Here is a 19356-nt window from a genome sequence, read left to right on the forward strand (position 1 = left end):
AAAGGGGTTAGCGATTAAAGCGCGTCAGCGGTAGAGCTGTCGGTTGCGTCGTTAGCATGTTGACGCTGGTGCATTTTGCGGCCGTAGAACATCAGGATGATCAGGCTGACGATAAAGGTGCCGGCCAGTTCGAAGGAGCTTGCACCCATCAGCGCGATGAAGCAGAACGCACAACCCAGTACCGAGCAAATCAGGCTCACGAAGTTGCGAATGTTGAAGCCTTCGAAACGAATCAGGTCAACGCAGGAGTAGAAGTAAGGCAGCATGGTCAGCAGTACCGCGATACCAGTCAGCTCGCCAAACAGGTCAGAAGCTTTACCACCGCTGGAGTTCATCAAGGTGATCAGCACCATCAGCGCAGTCATTTTCACGGCAGCCAGCAACAGACCTTTCTTAGGAATACCGTTGTTATCCACTTCACCGTAAATTTTCGGGAAGTTACCGTCACTTGCTGCACGAACACCGGCTTGACCCACCAGCATCATCCAGGAACCGAGAGAAGTCAGACACGCAAAGGCGGTGAATGCGGAAACCATTGGAGCCGCCCAGCTGCCCATAATCGTTGAAGCACTGATAGCGAACGGAGCACCGGATGCCGCCATCTGAGCCGCAGGATACATACCGGCGATAACCTGAGTGGCTGCGATATAAACCACACCCGCCATCGCTGTTCCCAGCATGGTTGCCAGTGGAACAGTACGCTTAGGATTTTTCACCATACCGGTACTGACCGCAGCGGATTCAACACCCACGAAGGCCCACAGGCAGAGCAGGATACTTTTGATGACCGCGTGGCTATCAGTGGTGTTGGAAGTGTTCCAGTTCGCCTGATAGGTTGCCGCGTCAAACCAATGCCAACCGACAATCGCAGTAATCAGCACCGGAATTAATACCAGCACCAGACCAATAGTGGTCAAACGGCTCACCCAGGTACCACCGAGCATATTCACGAAGGTAAATATCCAGACGATAGCAATACAGGCGATGCCAGCCGGAATGGGGTCATTCAGAATTGGGAAGAATGTAGAGAGATAAGAAACAGCGGTAATACCGATTGCCAGATTACCAATCCAGTTTGCATGATAATAAAGTACACCAGTCTGGAAACCGAATGCTGGAGATATTTCCCCGGCATAAGCAATTGGGCCACCTTGCTGTGGATTCTTGGTTGCCAGTCGGGCATAAACATAAGCCAGAGACATTGCACCAATAATAGAAATAACCCAACCCCAAATAGCAATACCACCGATGCCAGCGAGGTTGGCAGGTAATAATGCAATACCGCTCCCCATCATATTACCAGCGACAACGCCGGTACATGCAAATAGCCCTATTTTCTTGGCAGAACCCATGTTGCTTATCTCCTAAGTTTATTTGGGCGGTACAGGTCATGATATTGAAACTGGTATTGACCCGACCTACTGCCAACAAGATTAAAGATTCATAAAAGATAAGTCCTAAAGATAAAGTGAAATAACAGCAAACATCAGACAAATGACATCTTGACCTTTTTTAATTAACATATAAGGATGACATGTTGATATCAAAAAAAGATAAACATAGTTTATTTACAGCAACTTACACACACCTTACAGTGTTATAATTGTGTTGTATGCAGGTGTTAAAATGCCAAATATAGGTAACATTCAGAGTGCTGGTGAGAAACATAAGTTTAACCTCATCATACTCAAAACCATGAGCATGATGAGGGTTTACTTATTCTGAAGCGAGGAAGTTGTCTAAATAAGGAACAACACTGGTCACTGAGGTCTGGAATACCGCATTTTGAATCCAGTAAAATGTATTATCACCTGGGCGTAAATTGAAAGCGGTCAGATAAGCATCCGCAGCTTCACGGTTCTTTCCTTTCATTTCGTAGACTTTGCCAAGCAGCACATAATTCATCCACGACATTTCCAGGTCGATACCGCTATTAATAGCCGCATAGGCTTCATCTATTTTTCCCTGACCTAGCAGATAGACGGTTTTAATTTGATAGTAAACCGCCAGTTCTTTAGCGCCGGGCATCTCGCCTAATTTGGCGACCTCTGTATAAAGCGTTTTGAGTTGTTCTTTATCCAGCGTTTGTTGCGAATGACGTAATACATCCACCAGCATTTTTTCTGCAAAGGCGTAAGAAAAGTCAGGAGAATCTGCCAGCACATCGTCCAGTAGCGCACTGGCTTTATCTAATGAATCGACATCGCCATTCATTAATAACTGATGCGCCTGGTAGAAGTGTATTAACGCCGAGCCATGCGACGGTTGGTAAAGTTTGAGCATCGTCAACATGCGGTCCGGCCACGGCTGCTTCAATGCTTCCGATAAGCTGCTCAACAAGTCGCTCTGAATCGATAACTGATTGTCGCTGGTGATGAAATAACGCTTATCCATCATCGTTGAACCGTCAGCATTATCCACCAATTGCACAGACATAAAGCACTGCTGCGCACGATAGTGCCGCTGATTAACGAACTCAATGGTCAGCGTTTTACCTGAACTACTTGGCTCATTGGCGTTGTAGTTGGTTTTATCATGCACCATAAAAGTGGAGAAGGTGTTCAGCGAAGTGGTCATCAGGCTGCCCAGTCCTACCGCATAGGCATCTTGTGAGGCCCGGTTAACACATGAATTACCTTTGAGCAGATGGATATCAATATCGCGCGGATTCAAAAGCAAACGCGCTTTGGTACGCGGCGGTTGCGAGTCCATCGTCGATAGTGCAACCAGCGCCACACAAGTGCCTAACGCCAGTAAAAACAGCAGCCAGACCCAGATGGTGGCGATACGTTTCGGCTTCACCGGTTTCACGCGAGGCGGTTGATCTTGCGTTATTGCTGCTACGGACTTTGGGGCAGGAAGATCCACTGCTGACGCAGACGCCGCGGGTGTAATCACAGGCGCTGGCGCTTCACCCTCTTCGGTACACCAGACTACCGGTACCGTTAGCTTATAGCCGCGTTTTGGCACCGTCGCAATGTATTCCAGGCTGCCGTCCTCGCCATCTTTCAGCGATTTACGAAGCTCAGAAATACTCTGCGTGACGACGTGGCTGGTGACCACGTTACGCGTCCAGACGTTATCGATAAGCTCATCCCTGCTGAGCACTTCATCAGGGTGGCGGGCAAAGAAAACCAGGAGATCAATAAGACGCGGTTCTAGCGTAAGCTGGCGTCCCTTCCGGCTGATTTGGTTATCAGAAGGTGTAACCAGCCACTGCCCCACGCGAACAACAGGTTGCTGCATAAAAAAGAGCCCAAAAGGAAAAGGCGCGATGATAGCACAATTCCACCCCCTAACTTTGATAGGGGTCATCACCATTTACACGTTATGTCCTTCTGGATTTATTTCAATAAGGCAGTTTTTGATCCTTAAAACAAACTGAAACACAATATTAACAACTATGACAATTTGGTGGATGACACAACATCACCAGCCCCGTAGGTCGAATAAGCGCCAGCATCATCCGACACAACATCACCAAGCCCGTAGGTCGGATAAGCGCCAGCGTCATCCGACACAACATCACCAAGCCCGTAGGTCGAATAAGCGCCAGCGTCATCCGACACAACATCACCAAGCCCGTAGCTACCGTCTTGGACGTCAAGCGGTAGCTGCATAATTTTCATCCCATGGTAATCGGGTTTTCAGTACGCCGAAGCACATATGTACCAGCTTACGCATCACTGCACCCAGCGCCGCTTTTTTCGCCTTACCTTTCGCTACCAGCCTTTCATATATCGCCTTCGCGGGTTTATTCCACCGGATTGCACTCAGGGCTGCTACATACAGTTTGGCTCTGACTATTGAGGGGCCTGTTTTTGACATATGTGCCCGCCCGCGTACCGAACTGCCGGACACTCTCTCCACCGGTGTTATTCCCAGATACGCTGCCACCTGCGAGGCACTTTTGAACGTCCCGTCTTTCAGTAGTGCCAGCATCTCCCGTCCCACCTGCTCCTTCACACATTTTATCGATTTCAGCAGCTCCAGATCGGCCTTCAGTCCCGGGTCGTTATCTGTGTGGTCAGTAATGAGCTTTTCTATCCGTTCCAGTTCATCACTCAGCCAGCCGTGTGTCCGCTCCAGTGAGCCTATGACCTCCCGTGGTGTCGAGGTTGAATGCGCTTTTTCAAGCCGGTTGGCCGTCCTCTGCACATCCTCTTTCAGCGCGTCGCGCTGACGCAACAACGCCCTGAGTTTACGGACTTCAACTGACGGTGGGACCCAGGCATCGGGATGCTTCAGCTCGCCATAACAGGCCAGCACAAATGCGTCCACTGTGTCATTTTTCGTGAGGATATCCATTCCGCAGGCAAACTCACGGACACGGTATGGATTGGCCATGCAGACAGAAATCCCCGCATCATGAAGCCCATACGCCAGATTCTCATGGTAGATACCCGTGGCTTCCATCACGACTGTCATATTATCAGAGGCGCATTTTTGGGCCTCCAGCCAGTCGATGATTTTGCGGGCCACACAGGGTTCATTGGTGAAGACTTTCTGCTTTTTCTTACCCTTAATACCGGCAACAAGCAGACAGACATCTATTTTATTTTTGCTGATATCAGCACCGAGAAAAGCCATATTTCATCTCCTTCCACGTGAACCAACACGCCATTCCAGCCTTGTACATGCGAAGTCAGAGCTTCTGGTTACCGTTCGGATTTTGAGTGGCGTGAAAGGTGAAACGGAGGGCTTAAGCTACGTCGGAAGATCGAGGTCTTCAGGTCGGATACAAGCTTCCTCCGTTTCATGTAACCGGTAGCTAACCAGCTACCGGTTCAAGATACAAGGTCGGATAAGCGCCAGCGTCATCCGACACAACATCACCAGCCCCGTAGGTCGGATAAGCGCCAGCGTCATCCGACACAACATCACCAAGCTCGTAGGTCGAATAAGCGCCAGCGTCATCCGACAAAATCAGTTTCTTCTGCGAGCCGCTCACCGGTCTGTGCATCGAACAAATGAATCGCTTCGCTGTTGGCTTCCAGATACAAAGGTTGTTCGGTACTGGCGCGCGCGCGTCCGGCGAACTGCACATGTAGCGGGAAACCACTCCAGTCAATGTGCAGCAAACTGCTCTCTCCGGTCACTTCCAGCAAGCGCAGCGTGGCGGCGGGTTGCTCACTGTGCGCGACGGGTTTCAGATCATGCGGGCGCAAGCCAAGCGTCACCGGTTTGCCCGCACAATCCATAGCCTGGCGCGCCCATTTTTCCGGCAGCCCAAACCACAGCTGATTGCAGCTCACGCCCGCTTTACCGCCGATATTCTGGAACACGCCGCTCAACAGGTTCATCGGTGGCGAGCCAATAAACCGCGCCACAAAGGTGTTCACCGGCTTGTCGTAAATCGACAACGGGTCGCCCTGCTGAACGATCAAACCGTCTTTCATCACCACGATGTTATCCGCCAGCGTCATTGCCTCAATCTGATCGTGTGTCACATACACCGTGGTGGTACGAAACTGCTGATGCAGCGATTTAATTTCAGCACGCAATTCCATGCGCAACTGCGCATCAAGGTTGGACAGCGGCTCGTCGAACAGAAACACTTTCGGGTTACGCACCAGCGCCCTGCCCATCGCCACACGCTGGCGTTGGCCGCCGGACAAATCTTTCGGCAACCGTTTGAGCAGATGATCAATGCCCAGCACTTTCGCTGCCTGCTGCACCTTCGCCTGTTGCTCGGCCTTGGGCACTTTCTTCACCTGCATATGGAAGGCCATATTTTCAGCCACGGTCAGGTGTGGATAGAGCGCATAACTTTGGAACACCATCGCAATATCGCGGTCGGCCGGGTCAAAATTATTGATTTGCTGCTTATCGAGCAGAATGTCACCGTCAGATAACGACTCCAGCCCTGCCAGCAGGCGCAGTAAAGTGGATTTTCCACACCCCGACGGGCCGACCAGCACGGTAAAACTGCCATCCGGGATAGTCAGGTTCAGCGGTTTTAGCACCTGCACTTTGCCGTAATTCTTCGCGACTTTTACCAGTTCAACCTGAGCCATTCAGTTTTTCTCCACAAGGCCAAAAAGCGATTGCCAGTCGGGATAACGGCGCGGGGAACTGCTAATCGCACAACCCGCGACGCGAACACCCCAGTGCAGCGCCGTGGCAGGCGGCAGGCCATAAATCAGCGCGGATAAAAAGCCAGCATTAAAACTGTCTCCGGCACCGATGGTGTCCACCACCGCAACCGGCTCGGCTGACTGAGTCAGCACCAGGTTCGCCGCCCATAAACGCGCGCCATCAGGGCCACATTTTGCAATGCAAAAGGCATTTTCTGACATGTTAGCCAACAGGCTACGCGCGGCTTCATCAAGCGTTGGCTTATCCGCCAGCCCTAACGTTTCAACTTCATTAAGCAGCAACACATCGCAGAACGGCAGCCATGTGGCGGTTTGCTCACGCAACGTATTATTCCAGCCCTGCGGCGGCCAACCGCTATCAACGGCGACCCGATAACCACGCTGTTTGAGCGTGGCCAGCAGTTGCGGATACTCGGCATACAGCGCGGTACAAAGCCAGGTGCCGCACAGCAAAACCCAATCGCCAGGCTGCGCGGCTTCCGGGATTTGCGCCAGAACATCCTGCATCGAAAGACGGACAATATGCCCCTGGTTACTGAAAAAGGTACGTTCGTGGTCGGGATGAGTGACGCCAAAGGTCAGTGACGTTTCGCACTCACAGGTTGGCCAGTGCGGTGCACTCTCCGGAAACAGGCTCGCCAGCCAACCGGTGAACTGATCGTTGCCCTGATTGGCGACTAAACGATAGGGCGATTCCAGTGCCGCCAACGCCAGCGCACAGTTTCCGGCAGAACCACCGGGGCGCAGCGAGCTGCTTTCGAGCATCGCTTCGGTGCCCTTTTTCGGCCACTCGTGCAGCGTGCTCATGATCAAATCCACATTGATATTGCCCACCACATACAGCGTGGCGCGGGTGTCAGGTTTTGCTTTCATGGGTGAGGATTCTCCGTGTCCATCATCAGCCTTTGCTGCCACCGGCAGTTAATCCGCTGACCAGTGTTTTTTGCAGCCAAAGCGCAATAAAGAGCGGCGGTATAGCCGCAAGAATACCAACGGCGGCAATTAACCCGTCGTCGGTAGCACGCCCGGCGGTGAAACCGGCAATGGTGACCGGCAGCGTCTGGGCGTTGATATTGTTGGTAAACAGCAGCGCGTAAAAGAATTCATCCCACGCCAGCAGCCAGCCAAACATTGCCGAGGCGCCGAGTGCCGGTTTTGCCAGCGGTAACGTAATCCGCAGCAACACTTGCCAGTAACGCAAACCGTCCAGACGCGCGGCTTGCTCAATATCAATCGGCAGCGCATCAAACTGGTTTTTCAGCATCCAGGTGAGGAACGGAATAATCATCGAGCAATACACCAGAATCAGCCCAAGGTGTGTATTAAGCAGCGTCAGCTTTTCGAGGATGAAATAGAGCGGCAGCACGAACGCCACGGGTGGCACCATGTAAATCGCCAGCCCGCCAAACAGCCAGATGTCGCGCCCCGGATAGCGTGAAAAGCTGTACGCCGCCGGGATTGCCAGCAGCAGCGAAATCACTGTCGAACCGCAAGCCACCAGCAAACTGTTGCCCAGCGCATGCAGGAACAGCGCGCCAGGTTTGCCCTCCTCTAACGTCAGCAGGCTGGCATAGCGGCTGAAATCCCACTGGCGTGGCAGCCATTCCAGCGGAACCCGGGTCAAGTCGGCAGCCGAACTGACGCTCATCAGGAACATCCATAACAACGGCGCAAGAATCGACACAGCTAACACCAGCGCGGCCAGATAACGCAGAATAAGGCGGATTTTCTGTTTCATTCAGCACTCCCTGAACGGCGCTGGCGCAATAACATCAGCATATAAATCAGAATCAGCACCGCACAAATCAGCGTCATCAGAATCGCGTAAGCTGCGCCGCTACCGGCACGCAAATAGCTGAACGATTCCTGGTAGACAAAGAAGCTGACGGTTTTGGTGCTGTCGAGCGGCCCGCCACGGGTCATCACGTAGATAATGTCGAACACTTTAAAGGCGTCGATGGTGCGTAAAATCAGCGCCACTGCCAACGGTGCGGCAATCGCCGGCAAGGTAATTTTGCGAAAACGCCGGAAGGCCGATGCGCCGTCGAGTCGTGCTGCTTCAAAGAGGTCGTCCGGGATAGTCTGCAATGCTGCCAGTACCAGTAACGTGACCAGCGGATAGTTCTTCCAGATGTCGGCAAACATCACCGCGTTAATGGCGGATGACGGGTCGCCAAGCCAGCTACGGTAGTTATCAATCAGCCCGAGCTGGGTTAGCAAGGCGTTGATGCTGCCGTAATCCGGATTGAAGTTCAGCCGCCACATCGTGGCATTGACGATAGTCGGCAGCGCCCACGGTAAAATAACCAGCACGCGCAGAATGCTACGCCCCCAAAACTGCTGGTTGAGCAACAGCGCCGTCAGCACGCCAAGAATCCCTTCGAAAATCACGGAGACAGCGGTGAAATAGAGCGTTCGCCACAGTGCTTCGCGAAAGTCGGGGTCAGTCAGCGCATAGAGAAAGTTATCACTGCCCACCCAGCCCGGTGCGCTGCCATCGCCAATTAATCCGGCATCGGTAAAGCTGAGCCACAACGTGCGAGCCAGTGGCCAGGCGGTGAGCAAGAACATCATCAGAAGCATGGGGGCCAGAAGTAACCAGGCCTGGCGTTTCTCGCGTTGCGGTAATGTGAGCATTCAGTGTTCCCGGCCCGCCATAGCCAGACTATGGCGGGCGTGTTGGTGAATAATTAACGCAAACGATCGGCGGCGGCGGTTGCCGCTTCCATCCCCTCTTTCGCCGGGGTTTTACCCTGCAATACTGCCTGGATGTTTTGCTGCAAAATGTTCGACAAACGCGAGTAATCCGCGGTGACCGGACGAGACAACATCACGTTGAGCGAGGTTTTCGCGGCAGCAATCAGTGTCTCCTGGCCTTTCTGTACCGCCGGATCATCGTAAGACGATTTCCAGATAGGCAGGCTCAATTTGGCGTATTTGTCCTGTACCGGCTGCGAAGTCATGTAACTGATGTATTCCCACGCCTGATCCGGATGCGCACTGGCTTTGGCGATACCCAGCCCCATCGAACCATTCACACCAGCCGCACCGCCTGCGGTTTCACCCGGTGCCGGAACCACGCCAACATCACCCGCGACTTTGCTCTGTTTCGGGTCGTTCGCCATGTTGTACATATACGTCCAGTTCAGGGCGAAAGCGGCATCACCGTTGGAGAAGGACTTACGCACATCTTCTTCCAGATATTCACGGGAATTCGGGTTGGTCAGCCCTTTATCCAGCGTTTGTTTCATGTAATCGATAGCTTTCATGGCTCCGGCATTGGTGAAGTTCAGCTTGCCGTCTTTATAAAACTCACCTTTAAACGCCGACACCAGCGTGGTGTAGTCGCACAGCAGCGCTTCTGACTGCGACCAGCTCCAGACCAGCGGGTATTTCACAATGCCTTTTTCTTTCAGGATCGCCGACTGCTTCTCAACATCAGCCCAGGTGGCGGGCGGCGTGGTGATCCCCGCTTTTGCCAGCATCGCTTTGTTGTAATACAGATATTTGGTATCGAGGATCCACGGCATGCCCCAGCGTTTGTCTTTGTAGGTCACGGTGGAAATCGCGCCATCAAAAATTTTGCTGCTGACGTCTGCCGGAATACGGGTGGTCACGTCCTGCAATAACCCAAATTTGTTGAATTCAGCAGGCCAGATGGCATCGAAAAGCACCACGTCATAACCTTTATCACCGGCACCGCGAGCGGCAACAATCTTGTCGTGCAGCGCTTCGTAAGGGACAAATTCGAGGTTCACTTTGATGTCAGGATGCTGCTTAGTGAAATCTGCGGTCATCGCGCGGATATCGGCTTCACTGTACGCCGCCTGGGTCATAAACAGCGCACTGAGCGTGGTTTCAGCCAGCGCACTGGCACTGTATCCCAGAGTGAATAAAGAGAGGGCGCACAGGGTGGCCGCAGGGGTAAATCGTAGGCTCATCGTCATTCTCCGAAACAGGGTTAAGTTGATTAAATCAATTTGATTGCTTTAATTGACTAAAAAAAATGGCATGGCGTTAGCCAGCCCTGCGTCCCTGCCGGATGATGCTTTGCTACTGGGCATTAAAAATCGAAGCATGTTAAAAACAAATAATTACTGACGAATATCATTAACACGTCAATAACATTCAAAGCTGTGATGCGACCGTCAAATTCATATCGCCGTATTAATAAAATCAAATTGATTGCTGTATTCACACTCCGCATACTGCCGGTAAGGTTTTCCGTGGGGAGAATGATGTGATAACAACTTCTGGCACCAATCTCGAACACGCTCGCGCCCACAATCGGCGGGTGGTTATTGAAGTGATTCGCCTTAATGGCGAACTTACCCGCGCTGAAATTGCCCGTCTGACCTCGTTAACACCGCAAACCGTTTCTAACATCGCCACGGAACTTGAACAGGTGGGGATTATCTCCGCTCATCTGCCGCGCCGTGCCGGCGGGCGGGGTCAACCAGCAACGCCACTGACACTCAATCCCGATAGCGCCTATTCCATCGGCATCCATCTTGATCATCAATCGCTGCTGGTTGTACTGGTGGATCTTGCGGGCCAGGTTCGCTTTCGCAAACTGGTCCATGTGCAAAAACCCCAGCCGGAACCCACTCTGGCTCTAATTGATCAGATACAGCAAGAAATGCGCCAACAAGTGAAAATCGACTGGCGAAAAATGTTAGGCATCGGCGTGGTGATGCCAGGCCCTTTTGGTGTTGAAGGTATTTCCTCACAGGGGCCAACCACCCTGCACGGTTGGGATAATGTGGATATTGAGGCGCGTTTGAGTGCGCTAACCGGCTGGCCTGTCACCCTCGAAAATGACGCCACGGTCGCCGCTATTGGTGAGCGTTTTCACGGGGTCGCCAGGCAATTATCCTCATTCGTTTACCTGTATATTGGCACGGGGCTGGGGGCGGGGATCTTTACCGATGGGCGAATTTACACCGGGCATGCACACAATGCGGGCGAAATCGGCCACATGGTGGTGCAACCGGGCGGCCGCGACTGCTATTGCGGAAACAAGGGCTGCCTCGAACGCTATGTGTCGTTACAGTCGGCATACGAAGCCTGTGGGCTGGACCCCATGTCGGCGATGCCTGAAGACCTATTAGGCGTCGATGAAGCGTTGTTCGATAGCTGGCTGGATACTGCCGTAGAGCCTGCCTGCCAGGCCATCAATATTATGGAATGTGTGTTCGACGCGCAGTGCGTGATTATTGGTGGGATGATGCCGCAACCGCTGGTTGAAAAACTGATTAACCGCCTGACACCGCTGTACAATTCCGTGCGTAGCCGTTATCCGAAAAGTGCCAGAATTCGTATTGGAATGTCCGGCAGCGACACGCCTGCTTTAGGTGCCGCCGCATTACCGATCTTCGATGAATTTAACCCGCAGTATGAAGTTTTGTTGAAATAGCCGCCCCACAAGAGGGGCGGTACAAATTATCGAACCAAATGCAGGAAATGCAGGTGTTTCTCGTACTGGTCGAGAATATCGTGAATGATCTGTTCTTGCGTCCAGCCCATTACGTCGTAATCCTGCCCGCCCTCTTTCAAATGCACTTCGCCGCGATAATATTTCAGCTCTTCTACGCGCTCATCATCGCTTAATCCGGACATCGCAAAAGCGGGCTGGATATAAGCTCGCAGGCGCACTTCATAAACAAAATTCAAATCCTCACCAAAGTCGACTTCGAAACGAATACGGTCATCGTCCGACTCATCGATGGTGGCAACCGAGCCTTGTTTTGCCAGCTCAGCTTCTACCAGCGACATAGCCGGTTGCACGACTTCACCGACAAAGCGCTTTACCTGAGAACGTTTCGGGAAGTAGGCGATATTACGCAAACGGCGCTGCCACGAGATAGGGTTGCGTGCCGCCGTTGGCGCAATGGTGGTCATCATCTGGCTGTCTTGTTTATAAGCGTCGATGCGCAACGCTTTCAATAAACCGTAAATCGACACCAGCAGGATGACCGAGAACGGCAACGCACTGGCGATGGTCACGGTTTGCAACGCCCCCAGGCCACCGGCAATCAACAAAGCAATAGCCACCGCGCCCATCATGGCCGCCCAGAAAATCCGCTGCCAGATAGGGGTTTGGTCCGAACCGCCGGAAGCCAGAGAATCGACAACCAACGCGCCAGAATCCGCAGAGGTGACAAAGAACACCACCACCATAGCCATCGCAATGCACGACAAAATATTCGAGAACGGGAAGTGTTCGAGGAAGTTAAACAACGCCAGCGAAACGTCGCTTTGCACCGTGGTTGCCAGATCCGTTGCGCCCTCATTCATGATCAGGTGAATGGCGCTATTGCCGAACACGGTCATCCACAGCAGCGTGAAGCCCGCCGGGACGAACAGCACGCCCGTCACGAATTCACGGATGGTCCGCCCGCGCGAAACACGGGCGATAAACATCCCCACAAACGGTGACCAGGACAGCCACCAGCCCCAATACAGCAGCGTCCAGCCACCCAGCCAGTTGCTGGATTTCGGCTCGTAGGCATATAAATTAAAGGTTTTGCTAACTATCTCAGAAAGATAGCCGCCGGTGTTTTCGACAAACGATTTCAGCAGCAACACTGTCGGGCCAAGAATCATCACCAGCGCCAGCAACAGCACCGCCAGGCCAAGGTTTAATTCGGACAAAATACGGATGCCTTTATCCAGTCCCGAAACCACCGACAGCGTAGCCAGCCCGGTTATCGTCACAATCAACACCACCTGCACGGTTTCGTTAATTGGCAGACCGAACAGATGATTCAGACCCGCGTTAACCTGCAACACGCCATAACCCAACGAGGTTGCCACGCCGAACACGGTGCCAATCACGGCAAAAATATCGACCGCATGGCCAATCGGCCCATAAATACGATTGCCGATAAGCGGATACAGTGCTGAGCGTAACGTCAGCGGCAAATTGTGGCGATAGCTAAAGAACGCCAGAATCAATGCCACGATGGCGTAAATCGCCCAGGCGTGCAGGCCCCAGTGGAAGAAGGTCAAGCGCATAGCTTGTTTGGCCGCTTCCACTGTTTCCGGCGTACCGACCGGCGGAGAAAGGTAGTGCATCACAGGTTCCGCGACGCCAAAGAACATCAGGCCGATGCCCATTCCCGCAGAGAACAACATCGCAAACCACGAAACGTAGCTGAAGTCAGGTTGCGAGTGATCCAGCCCCAGTTTGATATTGCCGTAACGCGATAGTCCCAAAAACGTCACAGCCATCAGGATCAGCGCCACCGCCAGAATGTAGAACCAACTGGCGTTAGCGAAAATGCCCTGTTGCAGCGCTTTGAATTTGCGATCGGCAAGTTCCGGATACAGTGAGGAAAATGCCACAAGGGCGACGATAAGAGCAGAAGAGATAAAAAATACCGGGGGATTGATATGACTACGACGGGCCACGTTTTCCGTGTCGTTTTGACTCATAAAATACCTTTTGATTATTTCGTTTAGAGCATTCGATAACTGGTAAAAAATTAAACAACAATATGGACAATCAGTCGCCAGATGAATTTAGCGAGCGCAGTATACCTGAAAAGTGAATTAATTTACATTCTGGCCACAGGGCTAGTGTGGTTATTTAAAGAAAACTCAATGTCTGCTTTAAAATATCAAAAATAAAAAACAGAAAAATAAACAATCAATATCAATGAGTTACACAATAAAAAAGGTATGAAACTCGACATTCAATTAATCGTTATAATTTCAATAAATAAGGGGTGAGGAAGCGGGGGTTTTATTGCAGATATCGATGAAGATGTTCTCTTCATCGATATTGTTTTTCAAAGCGAAACGTCGATAATTAAATTATGCAGAGTGCCCAAATTGCTTGCGAATATGATGCTGTAAAACCGCCAACATACTGGCACCAGACAAACCAATCATCAGCGCACCATTTACCGCTTCCAGTGGGCCTAACAACTTCCATTCCGCGCTCATCACGATGTCACCATATCCCAGCGTGGCGAAGTTAACGCCCGAATGGTAAACGGCTTCTTGCAGGGTGGAAAACTCCCCCAGCCACAGGAACAACATTCCCCAGAGCATGATTTGCAGCAGGTTGCCGATCAGGACAATCATAATGATGCCGAACAGCGCCAGCACCCCAGCCACCATCCCCTCGCGCTGGTGAAAGTGTTTGATATAAAAGCGAATACAACCGATAGACACCCACGACTGCAACAACATATTCAGCAGGATGACAGGCATCCCGGTCAGTAAAACCAGTAACATATTAATCTCCAGGGGTGGCTTCCACCGCAGGCCGGCCACTCGGGTGCCAGCGCTCAAGAATCACAACACATGCCCAACCGTAGAGGGCAACCGCAACATACAAAGAACAACGCATGGCCGATGCCAGCCAGACATCTTTGCCGGAAGCGCTATCCTGAATGGCCGGGCCAAACAGGATGAGACAGGTTATCCAGGCGTTACTCCAGAAAGATGGCGTGAACCGGTTAGCCACCAGCCGCACCATGCGGCGTGCAACCCACAGGCTGACCAACGCCAGCCAAAGCACCAACATCAACAGCGATGGCCAAATACTCAGCCCGAACCACAACACCACCGCCAACACCGCCCCCATCAGAGTCGAAAACACCAACTCTCTCCCCACCTGTTTGGCGGACAGCGTGTTGGTTTGCTGTGCCAGCATCACGGTTTTCATGACTGCCGGGATATAGAAAGCAGGATTGCTCAGGGCCAGAAGCCAGACGGGCATGACAATCAGCACCGCGCGTAAGGCCAACTGGTGTGGCGACTCAGGAGGCAGCACCACTTTCGCAGCCGCAGCCGGAGTGGGATGCGGCGGAAAGAGTGCCAGCGCAAAGCGGTTTACCACGGTGCCAATGATGATGCCCAGCCCCATCATCTGGGCTATGCCAATGGCTAGCGACTGTTCAATCAGACCGGCGATCGGAATGACGGTAAGTGCGGTAGTCAGTAACATTGCCTGCGTGCTTTTGCCCGCCAGCCCCATCAGCATCAGCAGATAAAGCAGCAAGGCGGTGAACAGCAGTGCAGGCATCGGATAGTGCGTCAGCAAAGGCACCATCAATACCCCACCAATCATGGTCGCCATTAGCACTACGCCAACGACAATCCCCTTTTTGATCGGTAACGGTTTGCCCTGGCACAGCACAATCCACGCCATGATGACCCCAAGATGGGGCATCGGTAGCGCCAGCCCATAACAGACCAGCGCCGCAACGGCGGTTCCGCTGCTAATTCTCAGTACCGCGCGATCTCCGTTATGCATGGTGCAGCACCTTAGTAGATATACGAGAAGAGGCTCATAAACCGTATGTAGATGCTACCTAAGAAGCTCATCAGGCCACTGCCATTGGCGTACACCAGCACATCGACTTGCCCACCCACCCGCAAACCTTCAACCGGTGGCAGGTCATCTTTAGAGAAGGCAATCTTCACCGGGAAACGCTGCGCCTGACGCAACCAATCGCGGTTATTGTCGACAGTTGGCAGCACGCCCGCAGGCTGGCTTTGCGCCGCACTAACGCCATAACCGATACTGCGTACCTGCCCTTTGAAGATATGCCCTGGCATACTGTCGAGCAGGATCGCCACTTCAGCACCCGGCTTCACATTGCCAATGTTGTTCTCCGTCATGTCGGCGCTAATCCAGACATCGTTAATCGCCACCAGCGTCATCACTGGTGCACCTGCACCAAGGAACTGGCCGATGTCAGTGCGCAGATCTGTCACCAGGCCTGGGTTGGTGGCAATGACTACGGTATTTTTGCGATCCAACTCGGCTTTGCGCACCGCAGAGCGAGCACTCAGAAGTTGTGAGTTGTTTTCACCAGCAATACCTGCGGCTTCAGTGGCACGGCGTAAATCGGCAGCCGCAGCCGCCATCTGGCTACGCGCGGTTTCACGAGTGGCTTGTGCGACTTCAAGACGGCGCACTGAAATCGTGCCGGGGTCTTCGCGGTACAGTCGTTCCTGGCGCTCAGCATCTTTGGCAGCATTCTGATAAGCCGCTGTCGCCGCTTGCAAACCCGCTTTGGCGGCGGCAATCGTTTCATTGTTAGCCTTGACCGAACTGAGCACGGTTTCATAGTCCGAGCGCGCTTTTGCCAGCGCGATGTCGTAAGGCTCAGGATCAAGTTCAAACAGCGGATCGCCTGGTGCCACCCGCTGGTTGTCCTTCACATACACTTTCTGGATCTGGCCGGAAACCTCGGCAGAGATTGGGATCACAAACGCCTGAATTCTCGCCTGCGAGGTATAGGGCGTGAGCCTGTCCGCCGCTAAATACCAGCAAAGCAGTAAAACGATCACGCCGAGCAGAGTGAAGACTCCGCGACGACTGGCTTTTCCCGCCGGGGATGAGGGTTCGGTCATTGCTGTTTACCTTCTTTAGAATCAGTTGCTGCAGGCAGAGGGGCATCAAGCAGAGGAACCCAGTCATCACGCTCACGTAAGTGGGCGTCTGTGGCTGAGTCAACCAATGGACGCTGACGCCCTTTTTCCCAACCGCCACCCAGTGCTTTGTAGAGAGTGATCAGATCACGCATCAGAGCACCCCGGCTGTTCACCAGACGTTCCTGTTGATTGAACAAGGCTCTTTGCGAATCCAGCACGCGCTGGAAGTCGGCCATCCCCTCACGATATTGCGTATTGGCGATATCCAGAGAACGGTTCGCCGCCTCCCCCGTTTGGGTCAGCAACTCGATTTCATCTTTGTCATTGGCATAGGCGACGGCGGCATCGTCAACTTCACGCGCGGCCTGGAATACGGTATCGCGATAGCGTTCGTGCAGTTGCAGGAAGCGGGCATCTTGCACCAGTACCTGGTTGCCCAGCCGCCCCTGGTCCAGCAGGTTCCAGCTGAACGTTGGCCCCGCAGCCCAGGACAGCGTGCTGCTGTCGCCATTACGCCCGTTAATACCGACACTACCGATAAGCGAAATGGAAGGATAAAGTTCGCTTTCTGCCACACCGATTAGCGCCGACTGCGCGGCCAGTTGATTTTCGGCAACTCGCACATCAGGACGACGGCGTAACAAGTCGGCAGGTAGTTCGGAAACCAGCGCCAGATTGCCTTGCGGCAGCTCGCCAGTGTTGGTCGCCATTTCTGGTAGCGGGCCTGGTTTGCGCGCCAGCAATACGCTCAAGGCGTTCTGGCTTTGACGCAGGCTAGTTTCAAGTTGCGGAATGCTGGAAAGAGTCGACAAGTATTGAGTTTTCGCTTGTTGCACATCCAGCTCGGCACTGTTACCGCTGAGGAATAGCTTTTCGGTAATCTCGAGGCTACGCCGCTGAATTTTGGCGTTGCTCTGCGTGATATCTAACCGCGCTTCAAGCGTACGGATGTTCACATAAATCTGTGCCACCTGTGCGGCCATCAGCACTTGAATGTCATCGTACTGCGCAAGGGTTGCGAAGTAGCTCGCATCGGCAGATTCAACGCCGCGCTGGAACTTACCCCAAAAATCGATTTCCCAGCCCAGGTTGAAACCTGCGCCATAGGTGGTGCTGGAAATGTAGCGGTTATCACGACGCTGGCCGCCAGTAATCACCTCGCCAGTACCAATGGTCGCCTGCGGGCCAAGTAAGCTCTCGGCAATCCCTAGTTGGGCGCGGGATTCTAACAGCCGCAGCCCGGCGATTTTCACGTCAGGGTTCTTGCGCAAAGCTTCGTTAATCAGCGCCGTCAGCGTCGGATCGTTGAGTTGGATCCACCACTGGTCGTAGTTCTGCGAGGATGTCCTGGAAGACATGCCTTTAGTTGTAGATTGCCATTGGTTCATTTCCGGAACCTGTGGGGTTTTATAATCAGGCCCCAAAACAGTACACGCGGACAAGACCAGGCAGGCGCCCCCTGCTAACAGGGAGCGCCCAAAGCGACAATCATCGAGCATCTGTTCCGCTCACCGCCGCGCCATCTGGACCCTGGTTGACCCAGGCCATAAAGATACGATAACCAATGGACAGCAAGGTCGCACCAACGAACATGCCGAGGATCCCACTGGCTGCCATGCCTCCCAACGCACCCAACAGCACCACTGGCATCGGCGCATCTACACCGCGTCCCAGCAATAATGGTTTGAGCACGTTATCTGCCATACCCGCAATCACCAGCAGCACGGAGAAGATGATATTCATCACCGTACCGTTATCGCCGGTCATCCACATAATGGCGATAGCCGGAGCCGTCACCAGGATGACAGGAACCTGAGCGATACCCAGAATCAGCGCCAGGACAAAGAAGATCCCCACTGCAGGAATACCGGCAATCGCCATCACGACACCTGCCAGCAATGCCTGAATGAAGGCCACACCAATAACCCCCATCGCAACGGCACGAATGGTACTGGTACACAGTTTGGTCAATGCCATGCCGCGGCGTTCATCGGTGATACGCATAGCAATGCGTTCAGCACTCCTTGCACCCGGCGCACCCCAGGCCATCATGATACCGGCCACGATGAAGGAGAAGACAAAACCGATTAACCCACCACCCATGCTAGCCAGCACACCAACAACCTGCTTGGTGATATCCCCTAACTGCGGGCGATAGTTGTTGATAAGGCCAGGTAAATCCGTCGAGGCTTTGCTCCACAATGCGTGAACTTTGCCACCGACCACAGGAATAGAAGCGACATCGGCAGAAGGTGCCGGGATAACCAGGCTATCGCTGGTGGCTTTATCCACAACGCTACTTACGCTATCACCCAAAGAGCTGACCATGGCAACGGTTGGTGCCACGATCAACAACACGCCCAGTAATACCAGTACCGTTGCAGCCCTGCCTTGTTTTTCCCCCATTCGAGCTGCAAAACGCTGATGCAGCGGATACAGCGTGACCGCCAAAATTAGCGCCCACAGCAACATATTCATGAAAGGTGAAATGATAGTAAAACAGAAGGAACCTAGTGCCAGGATAAGACCGAGCTTGATGAACATATCCAGAAATCTGGCAACCAGTCTTTTCTCGACGACGGTGGATAGTTCGTTATTTTCCATGATGAGGTTATTCCAATTAATAGTGACCACGTAGTTATCCTGGCCGGACACAATAAAGGCAGGCCAGCCGACAACTGGTATTGCAATAAAATAGGTGAGTGTTATTACAGTAATAAGAATCAACTCAATAATGATTGAATTCATTCCACTATTTCCATGATAGAACAATCAGGCATTCTTGCAAAGAATGGAGCAGCAAGGATGAATGAACAGTTTAATATCTAATAACAAAGATAAAAAACCATTCAATATAATCGTA

General features: G+C 52.7%; 15 protein-coding genes. 1 reads left to right on the forward strand and 14 read right to left on the reverse strand.

Annotated features, from left to right (window positions below; genetic code table 11):
- Positions 1–14 precede the first annotated feature (14 nt).
- The 8 genes from cadB to D8682_RS09540 all read right to left on the reverse strand — a co-directional run bounded on the left by cadB (position 15) and on the right by D8682_RS09540 (position 10039).
- On the reverse strand, positions 15–1352 hold the full coding sequence (gene cadB, locus D8682_RS09500; RefSeq protein ID WP_064548828.1) for a cadaverine/lysine antiporter: 1338 nt from the start codon (positions 1350–1352) through the stop codon (positions 15–17).
- 364 nt (positions 1353–1716) lie between these two features.
- On the reverse strand, positions 1717–3246 hold the full coding sequence (gene cadC, locus D8682_RS09505) for a lysine decarboxylation/transport transcriptional activator CadC (RefSeq protein WP_121815673.1): 1530 nt from the start codon (positions 3244–3246) through the stop codon (positions 1717–1719).
- Between the two features lie 357 nt (positions 3247–3603).
- A complete protein-coding gene (locus tag D8682_RS09515) occupies positions 3604–4590 on the reverse strand; it encodes an IS110 family transposase (RefSeq protein WP_121813607.1) in 987 nt (328 codons plus the stop codon).
- 323 nt (positions 4591–4913) lie between these two features.
- The gene (locus tag D8682_RS09520; protein WP_064548830.1) at positions 4914–6017 is read right to left on the reverse strand and encodes an ABC transporter ATP-binding protein; all 1104 of its coding nucleotides are present in this window, start codon (positions 6015–6017) and stop codon (positions 4914–4916) included.
- A complete protein-coding gene (locus tag D8682_RS09525; RefSeq protein WP_121814142.1) occupies positions 6018–6971 on the reverse strand; it encodes a carbohydrate kinase family protein in 954 nt (317 codons plus the stop codon).
- 25 nt (positions 6972–6996) lie between these two features.
- A complete protein-coding gene (locus D8682_RS09530; protein WP_064548834.1) occupies positions 6997–7836 on the reverse strand; it encodes a carbohydrate ABC transporter permease in 840 nt (279 codons plus the stop codon).
- Positions 7833–8735, reverse strand: coding sequence for a carbohydrate ABC transporter permease (locus D8682_RS09535; RefSeq protein ID WP_121814143.1), 903 nt, complete (start codon positions 8733–8735; stop codon positions 7833–7835). The genes D8682_RS09530 and D8682_RS09535 overlap by 4 nt, the downstream gene beginning before the upstream one ends.
- 53 nt (positions 8736–8788) lie before the next feature.
- Positions 8789–10039 carry an extracellular solute-binding protein gene (locus D8682_RS09540; protein WP_064548838.1) on the reverse strand — a complete coding sequence of 417 codons (1251 nt, stop codon included), beginning with the start codon at positions 10037–10039 and terminating at the stop codon, positions 8789–8791.
- A gap of 302 nt (positions 10040–10341) precedes the next feature.
- Here D8682_RS09540 and D8682_RS09545 point away from each other — a divergent pair, with 302 nt between their 5' ends.
- Positions 10342–11514, forward strand: coding sequence for an ROK family transcriptional regulator (locus D8682_RS09545; RefSeq protein ID WP_202914398.1), 1173 nt, complete (start codon positions 10342–10344; stop codon positions 11512–11514).
- A 26-nt stretch (positions 11515–11540) separates the two neighbouring features.
- Here the strand turns inward: D8682_RS09545 and D8682_RS09550 are convergent, their stop codons facing one another.
- From D8682_RS09550 to D8682_RS09575, 6 genes are all read right to left on the reverse strand, one after another.
- Positions 11541–13535 (reverse strand): choline BCCT transporter BetT, encoded by a 1995-nt coding sequence (locus D8682_RS09550; protein ID WP_064548841.1) that lies wholly within the window; start codon positions 13533–13535, stop codon positions 11541–11543.
- 381 nt (positions 13536–13916) lie between these two features.
- Positions 13917–14342: an ion channel gene (locus tag D8682_RS09555; protein ID WP_064548843.1), complete on the reverse strand. Its 426-nt coding sequence runs from the start codon at positions 14340–14342 to the stop codon at positions 13917–13919.
- Between the two features lies 1 nt (position 14343).
- A complete protein-coding gene (locus tag D8682_RS09560; protein WP_121814144.1) occupies positions 14344–15366 on the reverse strand; it encodes a DUF2955 domain-containing protein in 1023 nt (340 codons plus the stop codon).
- Positions 15367–15377: 11 nt separating this feature from the next.
- Positions 15378–16472, reverse strand: coding sequence for an HlyD family secretion protein (locus tag D8682_RS09565; RefSeq protein WP_064548847.1), 1095 nt, complete (start codon positions 16470–16472; stop codon positions 15378–15380).
- A complete protein-coding gene (locus D8682_RS09570; RefSeq protein ID WP_121814145.1) occupies positions 16469–17992 on the reverse strand; it encodes an efflux transporter outer membrane subunit in 1524 nt (507 codons plus the stop codon). The genes D8682_RS09565 and D8682_RS09570 overlap by 4 nt, the downstream gene beginning before the upstream one ends.
- Positions 17982–19097: an AI-2E family transporter gene (locus D8682_RS09575; RefSeq protein ID WP_064549019.1), complete on the reverse strand. Its 1116-nt coding sequence runs from the start codon at positions 19095–19097 to the stop codon at positions 17982–17984. Before D8682_RS09575 ends, D8682_RS09570 begins: the two co-directional genes overlap by 11 nt.
- Positions 19098–19356: the final 259 nt, after the last annotated feature.

It is taken from the genome of Buttiauxella sp. 3AFRM03 (genome assembly GCF_003675305.1).
Taxonomy (GTDB): domain Bacteria; phylum Pseudomonadota; class Gammaproteobacteria; order Enterobacterales; family Enterobacteriaceae; genus Buttiauxella; species Buttiauxella ferragutiae.

Excerpts from the sequence above, each read along its gene's own strand:
- cadB (WP_064548828.1), bottom strand. The coding sequence starts at position 1,352 with ATGGGTTCTGCCAAGAAAATAGGGCTATTTGCATGTACCGGCGTTGTC.
- cadC (WP_121815673.1), bottom strand. The coding sequence starts at position 3,246 with ATGCAGCAACCTGTTGTTCGCGTGGGGCAGTGGCTGGTTACACCTTCT.
- D8682_RS09515 (WP_121813607.1), bottom strand. The coding sequence starts at position 4,590 with ATGGCTTTTCTCGGTGCTGATATCAGCAAAAATAAAATAGATGTCTGT.
- D8682_RS09520 (WP_064548830.1), bottom strand. The coding sequence starts at position 6,017 with ATGGCTCAGGTTGAACTGGTAAAAGTCGCGAAGAATTACGGCAAAGTG.
- D8682_RS09525 (WP_121814142.1), bottom strand. The coding sequence starts at position 6,971 with ATGAAAGCAAAACCTGACACCCGCGCCACGCTGTATGTGGTGGGCAAT.
- D8682_RS09530 (WP_064548834.1), bottom strand. The coding sequence starts at position 7,836 with ATGAAACAGAAAATCCGCCTTATTCTGCGTTATCTGGCCGCGCTGGTG.
- D8682_RS09535 (WP_121814143.1), bottom strand. The coding sequence starts at position 8,735 with ATGCTCACATTACCGCAACGCGAGAAACGCCAGGCCTGGTTACTTCTG.
- D8682_RS09540 (WP_064548838.1), bottom strand. The coding sequence starts at position 10,039 with ATGAGCCTACGATTTACCCCTGCGGCCACCCTGTGCGCCCTCTCTTTA.
- D8682_RS09550 (WP_064548841.1), bottom strand. The coding sequence starts at position 13,535 with ATGAGTCAAAACGACACGGAAAACGTGGCCCGTCGTAGTCATATCAAT.
- D8682_RS09555 (WP_064548843.1), bottom strand. The coding sequence starts at position 14,342 with ATGTTACTGGTTTTACTGACCGGGATGCCTGTCATCCTGCTGAATATG.
- D8682_RS09560 (WP_121814144.1), bottom strand. The coding sequence starts at position 15,366 with ATGCATAACGGAGATCGCGCGGTACTGAGAATTAGCAGCGGAACCGCC.
- D8682_RS09565 (WP_064548847.1), bottom strand. The coding sequence starts at position 16,472 with ATGACCGAACCCTCATCCCCGGCGGGAAAAGCCAGTCGTCGCGGAGTC.
- D8682_RS09570 (WP_121814145.1), bottom strand. The coding sequence starts at position 17,992 with ATGCTCGATGATTGTCGCTTTGGGCGCTCCCTGTTAGCAGGGGGCGCC.
- D8682_RS09575 (WP_064549019.1), bottom strand. The coding sequence starts at position 19,097 with ATGGAAAATAACGAACTATCCACCGTCGTCGAGAAAAGACTGGTTGCC.